The 16,170-nt window shown below is 64.7% G+C and carries 15 protein-coding genes and 3 pseudogenes; 12 read left to right on the plus strand and 6 right to left on the minus strand.

Going from position 1 to position 16,170, the window contains the following annotated elements; all coding sequences use genetic code 11:
• Positions 1-131 precede the first annotated feature (131 nt).
• The 4 genes from ACQP1T_RS25310 to ACQP1T_RS25325 all read right to left on the minus strand — a co-directional run bounded on the left by ACQP1T_RS25310 (position 132) and on the right by ACQP1T_RS25325 (position 4,544).
• Positions 132-428, minus strand: coding sequence for a hypothetical protein (locus ACQP1T_RS25310; RefSeq protein WP_433755577.1), 297 nt, complete (start codon positions 426-428; stop codon positions 132-134).
• Positions 429-451: 23 nt separating this feature from the next.
• Positions 452-865: a hypothetical protein gene (locus tag ACQP1T_RS25315; RefSeq protein ID WP_433755578.1), complete on the minus strand. Its 414-nt coding sequence runs from the start codon at positions 863-865 to the stop codon at positions 452-454.
• A gap of 628 nt (positions 866-1,493) precedes the next feature.
• The gene (locus tag ACQP1T_RS25320; RefSeq protein ID WP_433755580.1) at positions 1,494-3,572 is read right to left on the minus strand and encodes a neutral/alkaline ceramidase; all 2,079 of its coding nucleotides are present in this window, start codon (positions 3,570-3,572) and stop codon (positions 1,494-1,496) included.
• Positions 3,573-3,890: 318 nt separating this feature from the next.
• Positions 3,891-4,544, minus strand: coding sequence for a TetR/AcrR family transcriptional regulator (locus tag ACQP1T_RS25325; protein ID WP_433755582.1), 654 nt, complete (start codon positions 4,542-4,544; stop codon positions 3,891-3,893).
• 88 nt (positions 4,545-4,632) lie between these two features.
• Here ACQP1T_RS25325 and ACQP1T_RS25330 point away from each other — a divergent pair, with 88 nt between their 5' ends.
• The 7 genes from ACQP1T_RS25330 to ACQP1T_RS25360 all read left to right on the plus strand — a co-directional run bounded on the left by ACQP1T_RS25330 (position 4,633) and on the right by ACQP1T_RS25360 (position 11,789).
• A complete protein-coding gene (locus ACQP1T_RS25330; protein ID WP_433755583.1) occupies positions 4,633-5,346 on the plus strand; it encodes an SDR family oxidoreductase in 714 nt (237 codons plus the stop codon).
• Between the two features lie 83 nt (positions 5,347-5,429).
• On the plus strand, positions 5,430-6,242 hold the full coding sequence (locus tag ACQP1T_RS25335) for an oxidoreductase (RefSeq protein WP_433755585.1): 813 nt from the start codon (positions 5,430-5,432) through the stop codon (positions 6,240-6,242).
• A gap of 31 nt (positions 6,243-6,273) precedes the next feature.
• On the plus strand, positions 6,274-7,125 hold the full coding sequence (locus tag ACQP1T_RS25340) for an alpha/beta fold hydrolase (protein WP_433755587.1): 852 nt from the start codon (positions 6,274-6,276) through the stop codon (positions 7,123-7,125).
• 125 nt (positions 7,126-7,250) lie between these two features.
• Positions 7,251-7,718 carry a TetR family transcriptional regulator C-terminal domain-containing protein gene (locus ACQP1T_RS25345; protein WP_433755588.1) on the plus strand — a complete coding sequence of 156 codons (468 nt, stop codon included), beginning with the start codon at positions 7,251-7,253 and terminating at the stop codon, positions 7,716-7,718.
• Positions 7,719-7,964: 246 nt separating this feature from the next.
• Positions 7,965-9,317, plus strand: coding sequence for a cytochrome P450 (locus ACQP1T_RS25350; RefSeq protein ID WP_433755589.1), 1,353 nt, complete (start codon positions 7,965-7,967; stop codon positions 9,315-9,317).
• Positions 9,318-9,365: 48 nt separating this feature from the next.
• Positions 9,366-10,610 (plus strand): cytochrome P450, encoded by a 1,245-nt coding sequence (locus ACQP1T_RS25355; RefSeq protein ID WP_433755590.1) that lies wholly within the window; start codon positions 9,366-9,368, stop codon positions 10,608-10,610.
• A 45-nt stretch (positions 10,611-10,655) separates the two neighbouring features.
• Positions 10,656-11,789: a GMC family oxidoreductase gene (locus ACQP1T_RS25360; RefSeq protein WP_433755591.1), complete on the plus strand. Its 1,134-nt coding sequence runs from the start codon at positions 10,656-10,658 to the stop codon at positions 11,787-11,789.
• Positions 11,790-12,205: 416 nt separating this feature from the next.
• Here the strand turns inward: ACQP1T_RS25360 and ACQP1T_RS25365 are convergent.
• Positions 12,206-12,415 (minus strand): annotated as a pseudogene (locus tag ACQP1T_RS25365) (IS21 family transposase); the annotation flags it as partial.
• A 14-nt stretch (positions 12,416-12,429) separates the two neighbouring features.
• On the opposite strand from ACQP1T_RS25365, the pseudogene ACQP1T_RS25370 reads away from it, so the two are divergent.
• The 3 genes and pseudogenes from ACQP1T_RS25370 to ACQP1T_RS25380 form a co-directional block, all read left to right on the plus strand.
• Positions 12,430-12,778, plus strand: a pseudogene (locus tag ACQP1T_RS25370) (IclR family transcriptional regulator); the annotation flags it as partial.
• Positions 12,779-12,973: 195 nt separating this feature from the next.
• Positions 12,974-13,087 (plus strand): annotated as a pseudogene (locus ACQP1T_RS25375) (mycofactocin system transcriptional regulator); the annotation flags it as partial.
• Positions 13,088-13,151: 64 nt separating this feature from the next.
• On the plus strand, positions 13,152-13,304 hold the full coding sequence (locus ACQP1T_RS25380) for a hypothetical protein (RefSeq protein WP_433755592.1): 153 nt from the start codon (positions 13,152-13,154) through the stop codon (positions 13,302-13,304).
• A gap of 24 nt (positions 13,305-13,328) precedes the next feature.
• Here ACQP1T_RS25380 and ACQP1T_RS25385 read toward each other — a convergent pair whose 3' ends face one another.
• On the minus strand, positions 13,329-14,327 hold the full coding sequence (locus ACQP1T_RS25385) for an AraC family transcriptional regulator ligand-binding domain-containing protein (RefSeq protein WP_433755593.1): 999 nt from the start codon (positions 14,325-14,327) through the stop codon (positions 13,329-13,331).
• Positions 14,328-14,514: 187 nt separating this feature from the next.
• Here ACQP1T_RS25385 and ACQP1T_RS25390 point away from each other — a divergent pair, with 187 nt between their 5' ends.
• Together ACQP1T_RS25390 and ACQP1T_RS25395 are read left to right on the plus strand one after the other, a co-directional pair.
• Complete coding sequence (locus ACQP1T_RS25390; protein WP_433755594.1) at positions 14,515-15,366, plus strand: oxidoreductase; 852 nt, start codon at positions 14,515-14,517, stop codon at positions 15,364-15,366.
• 90 nt (positions 15,367-15,456) lie between these two features.
• A complete protein-coding gene (locus ACQP1T_RS25395) occupies positions 15,457-16,149 on the plus strand; it encodes an NADPH-dependent F420 reductase (RefSeq protein WP_433755595.1) in 693 nt (230 codons plus the stop codon).
• The last annotated feature ends 21 nt before the right edge of the window (positions 16,150-16,170 follow it).

Consider the following 16,170-nt stretch of genomic DNA (forward strand, 5'->3'; position numbering starts at 1 on the left):
GCGGCGTCCCCATATCCGCTCATCCGGCCTATCGCGTATTTCCCCACGGCCACGCGGCCGCACCCTGAGGTTCGACGGTCGGTAGCTGTGTGGTGGGGTCCGGACAGGACCCACGACCAGCCCCGTACCCGTCAGGCGGCGTCTAGGGCCGCGCTGATCTTGCGGGCCATCACAGCCACAGCGGGGCTGGGCTCGCCCTTGCCGGACCCGGCGGCGGCTTCGACGGCCACCAGGACGGTGCCGCGGAAGTTGTCGGCCTCATCCGGGTGTTGCGTGCCGAGCAGGCTCATGGCAGCGGTCAGGCTCGGCAGCACATGGTCGGCGAGTTCGGCGACGGACTTGCCGCGCAAATGGATGTCTTCGGACTCGGCGGCGAGCACATGCCCGACCAGCCCGGTCGCCGAAGTCAGGGCGATGACCGGGCTCATGGTCAGGCGCACGGTATTGCGGGTTACCCGAGGTGGAGAGCCACCTGTCCGGAATCGGCCTTCCAATATTTCCTGTTCAGCTGCGCAGTACCGGTGCCCTCGGTGTAGGGCACGAGCACCGGCAGCCCATTGGACGGCTTCAGCACAACGGACCAACTCTCGACCCTGTCTGTGCATTGCAGGGTCAGCCCCGGCGGGGAACTGGTCAGCTGGATCGTGCCGCTGCCATTGGTTTCCATCTGCGCGGAGACGTCGAGATATCCGATACCGCTCTCACACCGATAGGTGCCAGTTGCATGCAAGCCGTCGGGCGACGGCGTGACCACGGAATTCAACGTGATGAACTCGTCCTCGGGAGCAGCACTCACCGGTGTCGAGCACAGCGTCATCGTCGCGGCCCCCGCGACAGCGACCAGCGCGCACCTCGTACCGAACATCGCCCCGACCTCCCGAACATCCGATGCCACAAGAAAATTGGCCTTGATGGTAGTAGGCCTCCCCCACCGTCCGGACCAAATCCCACAACTGCCATCACCAGATCAGGAATCGGCTGCTGTGAGTTGGCGTAATCGGCTCCACAGCACGCACTGTTCGACGTTGCGACACGAGGTCGCCCGACACGGTGAACTCGTAGGTCGGAGGATCGAATTCGGTTTCGGCTATGTGAGTTTCGGGCTCGTGCTCGATGCCCGGCCCCCGACGTGCGTTGCTGGTAACGGCAGGGTGCGAAGCTCGGACAAGCGCCGAAGGGGCAGTAGCACATGATCCTGGTGTGAACATCGACGAACTGCTGACCCAGCTAAAACCGCGCCAGCGCGCTCGCGCACACCACCTACATGGCCCAGCGTTGGCAGCAAGGGGTGCAAGAATGCCTCGATCCTGACCGGCGACTGCACCCGTGGAACACTGGGCACCGCAAGGTCTTTGAGGCGTTCTGCGCGGCGAACAGTTCGAGAAGCCAATCCGAAGATATTGGCGGACTGTCGATCAGACGACTGAACCGGAATGACCGCGGCGCCCACCAGCTTGTCCGGCTCAGCCACCCTCCTCCCCAGGCAACCGCACTCAGTCGACGCGGAACTCTGGAGTCGTGGCCGTGAATCCGGTCAGCCCGCCCGCGGCATCCCGGCTGTTGCCTGTGTACTGGATTCGATAGCGTCCGGAGTCGACGTCAACCGGGATGGCCCACTGGATACCGATAATCGAGGCCGTCGGCTGTCCGTCCGGCCGCGACCAGTGCAGTTCCGTGCACCAGTCGTTGTCGTCGAAAGCTCGCCGCCAGTCGTCGCCGACCGCACGTTGCACCTCGAAATAGGTTCCCCCGGTGTGGAAATCGTTGTTCGGGTGCGCGCCCGCGAACTGCACGTCGACCGTCTGCCCAGCGTGATATTGCTGCTGTGGAGCGGTAATGACGTCACCGAATCGCAGGCCGGTGACCGGAGCGTCCGGCGGTACGGCGGGCAGCAGGTCGGGTTGCGGTCCGCCGGACCAGTCCAACGGAGCGGGTCCGCGCCCCAGATCTACCCGCGCGGCCAAAGCTCGTGCCAATTGGTCGAATTCTTGCATGTACGCAGGCAGGGTCCAGCGCCCGTAAAGCGTCTCCCCACCTTCGTACTGCTGCGACACGTACTCTTCCGGGGTAGTCACATAGCCGCTGTAACCGTTGGCGTAGCCCTGCACGATCACGTTCTCGACCGGCGCATTCAATGCGCGCGCTACCACACGCCGGATACGCAATCCCGATACGACGGTGTATTCAGCAGGCCCCGAGGCGAGCACCAGATCGCCGATGCGCATGATCTGGATCGGCACCACTGACGGCACCCAGGGCCTGGGCGGCAGAATTCCCAGCGGAACACCGATCAGCTTGGGGGCCTGGACGTCACGCACCCATTGCTCGATCGGCGCATCCACACCACCGAGCGCATCCACCAGCGGATTCTGTACACCCTCGAACAGGAAGAAGAGCTGGCTTCTCCAGTTGTCTTCGGTACTTGTCGCCATCGCCGCGGCACCCATCATCGCGGGCGATGTCCGGGCGCTCTTTCCGTCCGGGATGTATGCACCGTCGATGGACACCTCACTCATGTCCACATAGCGCAATACCGCGTCGACACCCCCACTGGCCATCGGCCGCGCTGCCGCGAAAGCCGCACGGCCAGCCTGATATTGGCGCTCACCGATCAACGCACAATTCGCCCGGTTGGAGTCGGTGGGCCCACCCGGGTGGAATTTCACGAGATCGAGATTCGGGGTCATATCCCCCGCATTCGTCTGCGGGAACGCGGCGATGAAACCCGGCTGACCGTCCAGGTAGCGCACGCCCATCTCATCGTGTTCCCAGCGATAGCTGGCATAGCCTTTGTTGTCCGCGGCGATCAGCGTGTTGCGATCGGTGAGCGAGGTGCCGTGCGTCGCGAACCATGTGATGGCACCGACGTCCCTGCCGCCCTGCTGCAATCGCAGCACGGTAATCGTGGGATCGATGGCGTTGGGAAACTCCGCCTTCTCCTCGGCGGGATTGAGTTCGAATGCCACACGAGAACGATTCGCGCTCGCATCGTGCAATTCACCGTGGCCCAGCAGTATCGTTCCCGGCGCCAGCCGCTCATGAGCGTGCACGATCGCGGCCACGATGCCGCGCACCTCGGCCTCGTGCGAATTCTGCTGAAAACCGTTGGCGGCCAACGAGTACGCGTATTCGCGCGCGGTACCGCCACAGGAGTTGTGGTTATGGGTGGCGTTGATATTGACGTTGCGTTCGGTGTAGAGGTCGCCGAAGCGCCACGTCAACAGCTGTAGTACGGCAAGGTGCACCGACTGGAACAGGCAGGCGATGTCGACGTTCACGAACACCACGCGATCCCCGGTTGTCCTGTCCATCACGATGTAAGCCCGAGCCCAGCACCGCATCAGCAGCCCAGTGGCGACCTGTTCGAGATCCGAATAACCCATCATTCCCTGACCTGCCACGGCGCCCGTGACATCTGCGATGCCGCATCCGATCAGATAGTTTTGGCCATCCGCTTCTCGTCGAGGACGCTCGCCGGACCTAGGCGTCGCACCGGCGGCACCTGCCGCGAAAGCGGTCCCCACCACACCGGCGGCGCCACCCAGTATCAATCGGCGGGAAACGAACGTCACAGGGAGCTCCTCTGATCCTCGGGCGCACGGTACGCCAGCCAGCAACCACGAACCGGCCCAAGCTGATCCCCGTGACCCTAATTCTCCGAGCAGAATACTGGTCAACCGTCCAGCTAGCGCGCTCCGAAACCGGAAGTTCACGTGCGCCATCAGGTCAGGCACCCTACCGGCCTACACGCAGCGAACGCCTCAACGATGCAGCGTGGGTCGATGACCAGCTGGAATACCCGAAGTATCGACCGAGACCGGCGAAATCGCAGTTCCGTTCACGAGGAGCGGCATGGTCGAGCGGATGATCCGAGGGCAACAGGATTCGACTCAGGCCGAATGTTTTGCGGCTGCGGCGGACGCAGTGTGATCGACGTTATCGGCGGGAGGTACCGATGCGACGCCGGCGGCGTCGAGCAGGGTGGCGGCGGTCGCGACGGCGAGTCCGTCGAGATCCTGTGCTTGCACGACCGATCGGGCGCTGGCTCCGTCGAATACGAGGGTCAACTGCCGCGCAAGCAGAGCGGGATCGTGCGCACCGCCGCGTTCGGCCTCGTACCGGAAGAACGAGGTCAACCGGTCCTTCTGTCGGCGGGCGACCAGACTCCCCGGATGTTCGGGCGATTTGAGTTGGACCGCAGCCGCAACGAAGGGACAGCCACGGAAGTCCTGTACCGGCTCGAGGTATTCCAATCGTTCGAACACGTGCAGGATCCGCGCCCGCGGCGGCCGGTCGTCGTCGGCGGGCGGCAGCAGGGCGGCCTGATATTCGGGTGCGGAGCGTTCCAGACTGGCGGCCACCAGTTCGTCCTTGCTGCCGAACAGTTTGTACATCGAGCGCTTGGACACACCGGCGGCGCGGCACAACGCGTCGACTCCGACGTGAACGCCCTCGTCGTAGAACAGTCGCGCGGCGGCGTCGAGTAGCCGATCGCGCGTGGAGGCAGCGCCGGTCGGTGCCGCGAGCGGTGTCGGGTCGTTCATAGCCCCAGATTACCGATCCTCTTGCGTTTTGGAAACCGATCTGTTTACAGTGGTGGAAACAGATCGGTTTCCACAGAGAAGGTAGCCCATGACCAAGATCCGAGAATCGGTAGCACTCGTCACCGGCGGTAGCCGCGGCATCGGTAAAGCGCTGGTAGAACAGCTCTACGCGCGTGGGGCAAGCAAGGTCTACGCCACCGCCCGCGACCCCCGCACAATCACTCACCCGGACGCCATCCCGTTGGCACTGGAACTCACCGACCCGGACTCCGCGGCAGCTTTGGCCGAGCACGCACCCGACGTGACGATCCTTGTCAACAATGCCGGGGCCTCGTTCGGCTCATCGTTTCTCGACTCGCCCATCGCCGACATCCGCCGGGAGTTCGAGATCAACTTCTACGGCGCGCTCCATGTCACCCGCGGGTTCGCCCCGATCCTCGAACGCAACGGTGGTGGCCACATCCTCACCATTCATTCGGCGCTTTCCTGGATCGTCGTCCCGGGCACCGATGCCTATAGCGCGTCCAAGGCCGCACTGTGGTCGCAGACCAATGCCCTACGCCTTGCACTGAACCCTCGCGGTATCGGCGTCACCGGACTGCATGTCGGCTACGTCGACACCGATCTGACCGCAGGAATCGACGCGCCCAAGTCCTCGCCACACAGTGTCGCGGATCAAGCCCTCGACGGTATCGAGGCCAACGCACTCGAAGTCCTCGCCGACGACCTGACACGACAGGTCAAAGCCGGGCTTGCCGCCGACCCATCGGCTCTATATCCCGAACTCGCCGGTGGCAGGTAGGCGAACGCCGACACACTCACCACTCATCGGCAGCGCGACGCACGTCGAATATGCCGATCCCCGCACTTTCCAAGGAGTTCACAATGACCACAACACAACCGGTAGCCCTGGTGACAGGTGCATCGTCCGGTATCGGCAAGTCAGCAGCTCTCGCACTGGTCGAGGCGGGTTTCCGAGTGATCGGAACCGGCCGCGACACCACGCACCTCACCCCGCCCGAGGGCGTAACCTTTCTCGACCTCGACGTCACCGACGAAGCCTCGGCCACCGCTGTGGTCGCGCAGGTGATCGAGCGGTGCGGGCAGATCGATGTGCTGGTCAACAACGCTGGCATCGGCTCAGCGGGCGCCGCGGAGGAAAGCTCGGTTGTCCAGGCGCAGAAAGTCTTCGATATCAACTTCTTCGGCGTGCTGCGGATGACGAACGCCGTGCTACCGCATATGCGCGCCCGAGGCAGTGGGCGCATCGTCAATATTTCCTCCATCGTCGGCTTCATGCCTCAGCCCTATATGGCGGTGTATGCGGCATCCAAGCATGCCGTCGAGGGCTATTCCGAGTCCCTCGACCATGAGGTTCGCGAGTACGGCGTGCGGGTCCTGCTCATCGAACCCGCTTGGACCAGTACGGCTTTCGACGCGAACAGTGTGTCGCCCGACCTGCCACTGGACGTCTACGCCCAGCATCGGCAGGTCTTCGCGGAGTACATGGCCGACGCGGTCAAGGGCGGGGACGATCCCAGCCTCGTCGCCAACGCGATCGTCGCGGCAGCGACCGACTCGAAGCCGAAACTGCGCTATCCCGTCGGCCAAAGCGGGCGCGTGGGCACCATGCGCCGCCTCGTTCCCGCCCGGATGTTCGACCAGCAACTCCGCAAGCTCAACCGGCTGCCCGCCTGAATCGCCCGACATCGAGAAAGGAACGCTTTACATGAGCACCTATCTATCGGACGCCGCCGAGGACCTGTCCGTGGACGGCCCCTCGGCTCGGTTCACCTATCGGCGCATCGGCCCACGCGGAGGCGTCCCCCTGGTCCTGCTCAATCGCTTCCGCGGCACTATCGACTGGTGGGATCCGCAGTTGCTGGATCACCTGGCAGCCGAGCACGACGTGATCGTGTTCGACGACATCGGGGTGGGCTACACCACCGGTGAACCACGTGACTCCATCGAAGGATTCGCCGACGGCGCAATCGAATTCATCCAAGCGATCGGCCTCGCCGAAGTCGACCTGCTCGGTTGGACGCTCGGCGGCAATGTGGCCCAGCAGGTGGCGTTGCGCCGCCCCGACCTCGTCCGCAAACTCATCGTGGCGGCCAGCACGCCAGGCGGCTCCGTGCCCGGCGCGCAACCCCCGAGCGAGAAGGTCCGCGCCACTTTCACCAAGCCCGATATCACCGACGCCGACTTGGTATACCTGTTCTTCCCCGAGACCGACGCCGGTCGCACCGCCGGCTACGAATACCTCGCCAGGGTCTCCACTCGGCTCACCACCGGCCGCCCCAACGTCTCGCAGGCAGCCGTGCAGGGCCAGTTCGCCGCGATCGCCAAAATCGCGTCGACTCCCTCCGATGAAGTCCGCGCGAACTTGCAAACCATCAAGCATCCAGTCCTCTACGCCAACGGCATACAAGACGCGATGACCCCGGCGATGGCCTCTTATTTCGCGGTCCAGCACCTCGAGTCGGCCACCCTGCTCCTCTACAGCGACGCAGGTCACGCATTCCTGTTCCAAAACGCCGAGAAGTTCGCCAGCCAGGTAACCAATTTCCTCACCGACTAGTGTGTCGCGCCTGAAATGCGTTGAAAATATGGCATGGCAAACCGGCAGGAATAGTCACGCGGCTGCTTCGTGGAAGCAGCCCACCGGCTTCAACGCGCTCCCGACCGACATCCAGGGCGGATCGGATGGCGATTGTAACCGCCGCTTTTCGCAGTGTCAGCGAGTCGCACCTGAAACAGTTGCGCGAGGCCATGGCTGCCGTCGTGTCGCCGCCCGCCAAGATCGCCCAACTCGTGCGCACCCTGGAGACATCGGACACCGGCGGGGCCGCGATCTGTATGGATGTGTGGCGGCTCGGCCGGACCAACGATGCGCTACGTGCCGAGTTGGATCGACAGAATGGCTTGTGGTCGGATGCGGTTGAAGATGTTCTGCACGAGGGGATCAGGCTCGGGGTGTTCCGAGTCGAGGATCCGGCGACGAGTGCGTTCAAGCTGATCGTGGCGGTGGACGGGCTGTTCACGCAGCGACTGACCCAGGCCGCGGACGCATCCACGCTGATCGAGATGGCCACAACCTTCGCCGACGCCGAGCTGGGACTCGTACCCCCGGCTACCGTCGCGCCTGCGGCGCACCCGGTCGGCGGGAGCTAGGACCGCCAGGGTTCATGGCGTAGTCAACGCTGCGGCGTTCTCGATCTCGATATCGGATCTGGGCACGTGACGCTTGCGCTAGTCGACAACCGCATCGCTCAACCACGTCTCAGCGCGGCCTTTTCGCTCAGGCACCCACACAACCGCCCGCCACGACGGCGAGTCTTGTCGCGAGCTGCGAACCATAGTACTGTCCAGACACATGTCCAATATGTGTCTGGACAGGTATTCCGGGAAGGATTTCCAATGACGCTGGTCAAGCCGCAGCGCGTGTCCGGGGGCGAAGACGAACACGGGCATCTCGAAGAGTTCCGCACAGATCCGATCGCCCTCATGCGACGCGTGCGCGCCGAATGCGGCGATGTCGGTTCCTTCGAACTCGCGGGGCGCGATGTGATTCTGCTGTCCGGCTCGGAGGCCAATGAGTTCTTTTTCCGCGCCAGCGACGAGGACCTTGATCAGGGTGCGGCCTACCCGTTCATGAAGCCGATCTTCGGCGAAGGCGTCGTCTTCGACGCCCCACCTGAGCGCCGCAAGGAGATGCTCCACAACCAGGCCCTGCGCGCGGACCACATGCGCGGGCATGCCGGCACCATCGAGCGCGAAGTGGATCGGATGCTCGCCCGATGGGATGACGAGGGCGAGATCGATCTGCTCGAGTTCTTCGCCGAGCTGACTATCTACACTTCCTCGGCCTGCCTGATCGGGGTGAAGTTCCGCGACCAGCTCGACTCGCGCTTCGCGCACCTCTACCACGAGCTCGAGCAAGGCACCGACGCACTCGCCTATGTGGATCCCTACGCGCCGATCGAGAGCTTCAAGCGGCGCGACGAAGCTCGCTCCAAGTTGGTCGAACTGGTGCAGGCGATCATGGATCAGCGCGAGGCGAACCCGCCGACCGGAAAAGACCAGCGCGACATGCTCGATGTCCTGATCTCGGTGAAGGACGAAGACGGGGCACCGCGGTTTTCCGCCAGCGAGATCACCGGCATTTTCATCTCGATGATGTTCGCCGGCCACCACACCACCTCCGGCACAGCGGCTTGGACGATCATCGAGTTGCTGCGCCAGCCCGAGGTTCTGGCCACCGTCGTGGCCGAGCTCGATGAGCTGTACTCCGATGGCTCAGCGGTCAGTCACAATGCGCTGCGACAGATTCCGAAGCTGGAGGCCACTCTGAAGGAGACGTTGCGTCTGCATCCGCCCCTGATCATCCTGATGCGTATCGCGCGCGACGAGTTCGAAGTGTGCGGCAACCGGATCGCGCCGGGTGACATGGTTGCCGCGACTCCCGCGATCTCCAACCGGATTCCGGAGGACTTCCCGAACCCGGATGCCTTCGATCCGAGCCGCTACCTCGATCCGCGGCAAGAAGACACCGTCAATCGCTGGACCTGGATTCCCTTCGGCGCCGGTCGGCATCGCTGCGTCGGCGCACCGTTCGCGCTCATGCAGCTCAAGGCGATCTTCTCGATTCTATTGCGGGACTGGGAATTCGAGCTGGCCCAGCCGTCGGACACCTACCGCAACGACCACTCCAAGATGGTGGTGCAGCTGCAACAGCCGTGCCGCGTCCGCTACCGCCGCCGGGGGAAGTGACCTCGGACATCCCGGTCCACAACGACGTCGGCCTTTCAGGAGGAAGCTTTGTCAGCGCCGTCCATCCCCGCAGGATTCGATTTCACCGATCCGGCACTCTGGCAAACCCGAAACCCCCGTGGAGAATTCGCCGAGCTACGCCGCACCGCACCGGTGTGGTGGAACGCCCAGACCGACGAGCAGTCGGGCGGCTTCCGCGATGGGGGCTACTGGGTCGTCACCAAACACGAAGACATCAAAGAGATCTCGCGTAAACCGGAGATCTTCTCCTCACAGCGGAAGGGCTCGATCATCCGGTTGCCCGGCGAGGCCACGCCCGAGCAGATCGAGCTCACCGGCGCGCTGCTGGTGAACATGGATCCGCCCAAGCACACCAAGATCCGGCGCATCATCTCCAAGGGCTTCACCCCGCGTGCGGTCGAGAGCCTGCGCGCGGCGCTCACCGAGCGGGCGGCCGCCATCGTGCACGCGGCCAAGAAAAACGGCGACGGGGATTTCGTCGAACAGGTAGCGGTCGAACTGCCCCTGCAGGCCATCGCCGAACTACTCGGCGTCCCGCAGGAGGACCGACGCAAGCTGTTCGCCTGGTCGAACCAGATGCTCAACTACGACGACCCGGAATACGGTGACACCACCACCACGGATGCGGCGACCAACGCGTCGGTGGAGATCCTGGGCTATGCCTGGAACATGGCCGAGCAGCGCCGCTCCAACCCGCTCGACGACATCGTCAGTGAACTCGTGCACGCCGATGTCGACGGGGAAGCTCTGGCATCGGAGGAATTCGGCTTCTTCGTCATCCTGCTGGCGGTGGCGGGCAACGAAACCACACGCAATGCGATCACACACGGCATGAAGGCGTTCATCGACCACCCCGACCAGTGGGAACTGTTCAAGCAGCAGCGTCCGCGCACGGCTCCGGACGAGATCGTGCGCTGGGCGACTCCGGTATCCGCCTTCCAACGCACCGCGACCGCGGACACCGACCTCGGCGGACAACTGATACGCGAGGGACAGCGCCTCGGATTGTTCTACAGCTCCGCCAATTTCGACGAGGACGCGTTCGAGAATCCGTTCGGCTTCGATATCCTGCGCGACCCCAACCCGCATCTGGGCTTCGGCGGAACCGGAGCACACTACTGCGTCGGCGCGAACCTGGCCCGGCTGGAAATCGACCTGATGTTCAACGCCCTCGCCGACGTGATGCCGAATCTGTCGCAGGTGTCCGAGCCCGAGCGTCTGCGTTCGGGTTGGATCAACGGCATCAAACACTGGCGTGTCCGTTATGCGTAGGCCGCGCGCAGCGACGGTGGAATACCAAGTCAGGCAGGCATATTCATGAGCGAAGCCGACTACATCGTGGTAGGCGCTGGTAGCGCCGGCGCTGTCGTCGCGGGCCGGTTGACCGAGCACGGCGCCCAGGTGATCCTGCTCGAGGCCGGGCGCGAGGACAACACTCGGCTGGTCACCAGTCCCGGCCTGATCACGATGGTGCACACCATTCCGCGGCTGAAGAAGCAGGTGTGCTGGAAGCAGTACTCGGTCCCGCAGAAGCACGCCAACGACCGCGAAATCCCGATGACTCGCGGCAAGGTGCTCGGTGGATCCAGTTCGGTCAACGGCATGCTTTTCGTGCGCGGCAACCGCGCCAACTTCGACTCCTGGGCCGCCGAGGGCAACACCGGCTGGAGCTACGACCAGATCCTGCCCGCCTACAAGCGTCTCGAGAACTGGGAGGGCGGAGCCGACGACTATCGCGGCGCAGGCGGCCCCATCGAGGTCACCCGCCAGCAGGATCTCACCCCGATCACCGAGGAGTTCATGGTCGCGGCGCCGCAGACTCTGGGGGCACCGATCATCGAGGACTACAACGGCGTATCGCAGGAAGGCATCTCGATCTTCCAGCAAAGCGTGCGGAACGGCTTGCGCTACAGCTCTTCTCGCGCGTTCCTCACCGACCGTCCGAACTCCGGCCTCGAGGTGATCACGCGAGTCCACGTGTTGCGCATCGTCATCGAGAAGGGCCGCGCCACCGGCGTCGAGATCGCCGACCGCGATGGCGCACGTCGCATCCTGCGCGCTGGCAAGGAGGTCATTGTCTCCTGCGGGGTGATCGGCTCGCCGCGGCTGCTGATGCTCTCCGGTATCGGTCCGGCCGCGCATCTGCGCGAGCTCGGGATCGAGGTGAAGGCGGACCTGCCGGTCGGGCAGAACCTGCACGATCACATGTTCGTCCCGATGACCTTCGTCTCCAAGAAGGCCATTCACCGCGGTATTCCGACGTACTTCGCACGCGCTCTCCTGCGCGAACTGCGTCGGCCGGGCAGTTCCTGGATGGGCCGCACCGTGTTCGAGGCCGTCGGCTTCGTCAGGACCGGATTCGCCGAGGGCCGCCACCCGGATTTGCAGCTCCACAGCCTGCCGTGGAGCTACCCGGTACCCAATCAGGACGACAACCCGACGGCGACCTAATGGATCAGTGCTCGATCGGCACGACACCCCACCAGCGCTACAGGTGACCTCGCCGACCGGCCGGGGCACGACCTAACACTAGGAATCGGACATCATTCCAGGTCACGAGAGTGCTCACCGGCCAGCGGCTCGATTGATCAGCTTTCCCTAAAACCAGGTCACCCCGGGTGAGAACTGCTGATCACCTCCCATTAGGTCCAGTCTCACGCCGACTTCGATACCGATCCCCCTCGCGGCCGTCCAACTCTCAGAGGCCGCCTGTCGGTGCAAGCTATGGCGCCCATCGATATCGAGGTGTCGTCGAGTGTCGTTCGGGTGGGCGGCCTGGACGTAGGTCATTGCCGTCTTGGCGGCGATGTCGAAGACTCTCGTGAGGTGGATCGGGTCGGCGGTCTGGGCGGCTTCGTCGAGGATTCCTCGGCGCCGAGGCGGGCGTTGCCGATCGCAGCCGCGCCAACGACGGACGCTTCGGCCTTGTCGCCGAGTGCGCAGAACTGTTGCTCGACAGTGGTTTTCGGGCGTGGTCAGCGGCTGGGTGCCGGGCGGGGCACGTCGTAGTGATCATCGGAAATCGAAGCTTCACCGGGGGCGACGAGTTCGTGCTCGGCCACGATCACACCGGTCGACGTCGGGCGGGCCGATCGGCGTGACGGAGCTGGCAGAAACCGTCGACTTGCCGTTGCCGACAATCCATCGGATCATCAGAACTCTCGTGAACCGAGGCTACGTCCGCCAATTGCCGAATCGTCGATACACCTTGGGGCCTAGGCTGATTCGACTCGGAGACACCGCTACTCAGCTCATCGGAACCTGGTCGCAGCAACATCTGTCGCGGCTCGTCGAACGAACCGGTGAAACCGCCAACTGGCCGTACTCGACGAAACATGACCGTATACGTTGCGCAGGTTCCTTCGGCGCACTCCGTACGAATGTTTACCGAAGTCGGCAAACGTGTCTATCCGCACTGCACCGGCGTCGGAAAAGCGCTGCCGCCTTCGAACTCTTCGATCGCCACGGATTCGAGGCCACCACGGTTGAGGACATCGCCGCGGCCGTCGGTGTCAGCAAACGGACGTTCTTCCGGTACTTCGGTTCCAAGAACGAACGTCGTCTGGGGCAGCTTCGACGAGCAGTTGGCGCTGATGCGCGAACGGTTCGCGGCGTGTCCAGCCGACCAGCCGGTCATGGATGCGGTCCGCAGTGTGGTCGTCGACTTCAATCGATTCGACCCGGAGCACGTCCCGTGGCATCGAAGGCGGATGGAACTCATTCTGAAAGTCCCTGCGCTGCACGCCCATTCGACCTTTCGCTACCGGGAATGGCGCGACGTCGTCGCGGATTTCGTGGCCACCAGGCTCGGGCGTGGCCGCCGACGAACTCCTTCCTCAAACGGTTGCCTATTCCGCCCTCGGCGTCGCTGTGGCGTCCTACGAGTACTGGCTCGCCGATCCAGGTGAGGTGCTGTGCGAGGTGCTGGATCGGGCCCTCCACAGCCTCAGTGAGGGTCTGGTCTGAACAGCGCTCCCGGAAGGTGGGCGTTCAGGCTCGGGCGACGGCTGCGGTCCGGAGGGCGTCGGGGGTGGTTCCGGTCCAGGTGCGGAAGGCGCGGTAGAAGGAATTGGTGTCGTCGTAACCAAGCAGGTAAGCGATTTCGGCGGTGCGCATGGTGCTGTTGCCGAGGTAGTGGCGGGCCAGGTTTTCGCGGGTCGTGGCGAGGATTTCCTGGAAGGTGGTTCCTTCGAGTTGCAGTTGTCGTTGCAGGGTGCGGTTGCTGACGGCGAGGTGACGGGTGACCGCGGTCATGGAGCTTCCGCCGGCGGGAAGTGTTTCGTGCAGCGCGGCCCGCACCCGCTCGGCGACGCTGGCGGTCGCCTGCAGGTCGGACAGGCGTCTGCGGAGTTCCGGGGCGAAGAACCGCCAGAGTTCCTCGTTCTCGGTGAGGAACGGGCGGTTCGCGTCGGCGAGCGCGAAGGTGATCGCGTGCGTCTTTCCGCTGTGGACTTCTACGCCGAGGTAGTCGTCCAGGCCGGCGTGCTCGGCGGGGAGCCAGGGATCGGTGGCCCGGACCGCCCGGACGTCGTGGCGGGTCGCGATCCGGGCCAGAGCCACCCAGAACACCATCTCGACGGCGGCCAGCAGCGGCGGCGGGGGCGTGTCCGGCGGCCACCGGAAGCTGATCGTCAAGCCTTCGTCGTCGTTGTCGAGCCGCAGGTGCAGGGGCCCGACGAGGGGCTTGTGGGTGGCGATGCGCTCGGCCGCGGTCCGCAGATCGGGGCTGCACAGGGCGGCGAAGATCGGCGGGTTGAACATCTCGACCGAGATCGACCGGCCGATCGCGACAGCCAGGTCCGGATCGCCGCTCTCGGCGTCGAGTGCCTCCCACAACCGGAAGTACTCCTCGACGGAGAGGTCGACCGGGCCGCGGCCGAACAGGTCGGCAGGCAGCTGGGCGCGCCGGAGCACCCGGGCGGATGACACACCGAGGTCCTTCAGCAGGGCTTTGATGCTGGGATCCAGGGTGAATCGTCCGATGCTCACGACGGGAGCGTAACGACCACCGGCATGCCTGTCACCAACAGATGGCGCCATTCCTCTCGCCATGCGCGCCATCGAAAAGCTGGCGTCATACGCAAGTCAGTTGGCGCGCCACGCTAGTGCCAGGCCGCGGATCCACTTCTAGCGTTCATGGCGAAAGGTCACCACGTCCACCGAAAGGATCGCCACCATGACCACCAAGGTCGCACTCGTCACCGGAGCTTCGTCGGGGATCGGCGAGGCCACCGCGCTCGCGCTGCGTGAGGCCGGGTACACCGTCTACGGCGCGGCGCGGCGTGTGCAGCGCATGCAACACCTGACCGAGCAGGGGATCCGGCTGCTGGCCATGGACGTCACCGACGACACTTCCATGCAGGAAGGCATCGAGAAGCTCATCGCCGAAACCGGACGGCTCGACGTCCTCGTCAACAACGCCGGCTACGGTTCCTACGGCGCCGTCGAGGACGTACCCCTGCAGGAGGCCAAGGAACAGTTCGAGGTCAACGTGTTCGGCGCGGCGCGCCTGACCCAGCTGGCCCTGCCGCACATGCGGGCGCAGCGCTCGGGAACCATCGTCAACATCACCTCGGTGGGTGGCCGCATGTGCACCCCGCTGGGAGGCTGGTACCACGCCACGAAGTTCGCGCTGGAAGCACTAAGCGACTGCCTGCGCCTGGAGCTCGCGCCCTTCGGCATCAACGTCGTGGTGATCGAACCAGGCGGGATCAAGACCGAGTGGGGCGGCATCGCCGCGCAGAGGGCGCGCGCTGCCTCCGGCACCGGCCCGTACGCCCCGCAGGCCAACGCCGTGGCCGACTCGCTCAGTTCGGAGGCCAACGAACGCCGCATGTCCTCGCCGGACTTGATCGCCAAGACCATCGTCAAGTCCGTCCGGGCACGCCGGCCCAAGACGCGTTACGCCGTCGGCTTCGGCGCCAAGCCCATGATCTTCCTGCACAACACGCTGCCCAACCGCGTCTTCGACGCGTTCATGCGCCGCGCCACCGGCGTGCCCGCGAACTACGCACCCGCGAACAACTGACGTGGCAGTCGTAGATCGAGACCGGATCACGAGTAACAGGACGATGACTGACCCCGAACTGGTCGGCGCCTTGCACTGGGAGGTATGTGAGTGAGATCCACGATCGGCATCATCGGCAGCGGCAACATCGGCGCGAGCGTGGCACAGGCGGCCGTCGCCGCCGGCCACTCCGTCGTGCTTGCCAACACCCGTGGCCCCGACTCGCTGGGCGGGCTCGTCGCGCGCCTCGGCGAGCGAGCGCGGGCCGCGACCCCCGCTGATGCGGCGCGCGCCGGTGACTTCGTCCTGGTCGCCGTGCCCTTCTTCGCCTACCGAGACCTCCCGGCACAGGCGCTGACCGACCGAATCGTCCTCGACGCGACGAACTTCGACCCATCCCGTGACGGCGACCCCCCGACCGAGCTCGCCGACGGCACGGCGACCACCAGTGAGCTCGTTCAGCGCGAGCTGCCCGGCAGCCGCGTCGTGAAGGTCTTCAACACGATCTTCGCCGCGCACATCACCGCGCTCGCCCGGCCTCGGGGAGCGACGGATCGCAGCGCGCTTCCCGTCGCAGGCGACGACGAGCCCGCCAAGCAACAGGTGGCAGCGTTCCTCGACTCCATCGGCTGGGACAGCGTGGACGCGGGATCGCTGCACGACAGCTGGCGAATGGCGCTGGGCACCCCGGCCTTCGTCGCACCCTACCTGGCGCTGGGCGACTTCGCCCGACTCGCCGAAGACCCAGGCAAACCCGCCGCCGCAGCCGATATCGAGTCCCTACTCATCGCTGCGGCTCGCTGAGACACAGCTCGCTGGAAACCG

Source organism: Nocardia sp. CA-135398, assembly GCF_050955845.1.
Taxonomy (GTDB): Bacteria; Actinomycetota; Actinomycetes; order Mycobacteriales; family Mycobacteriaceae; genus Nocardia.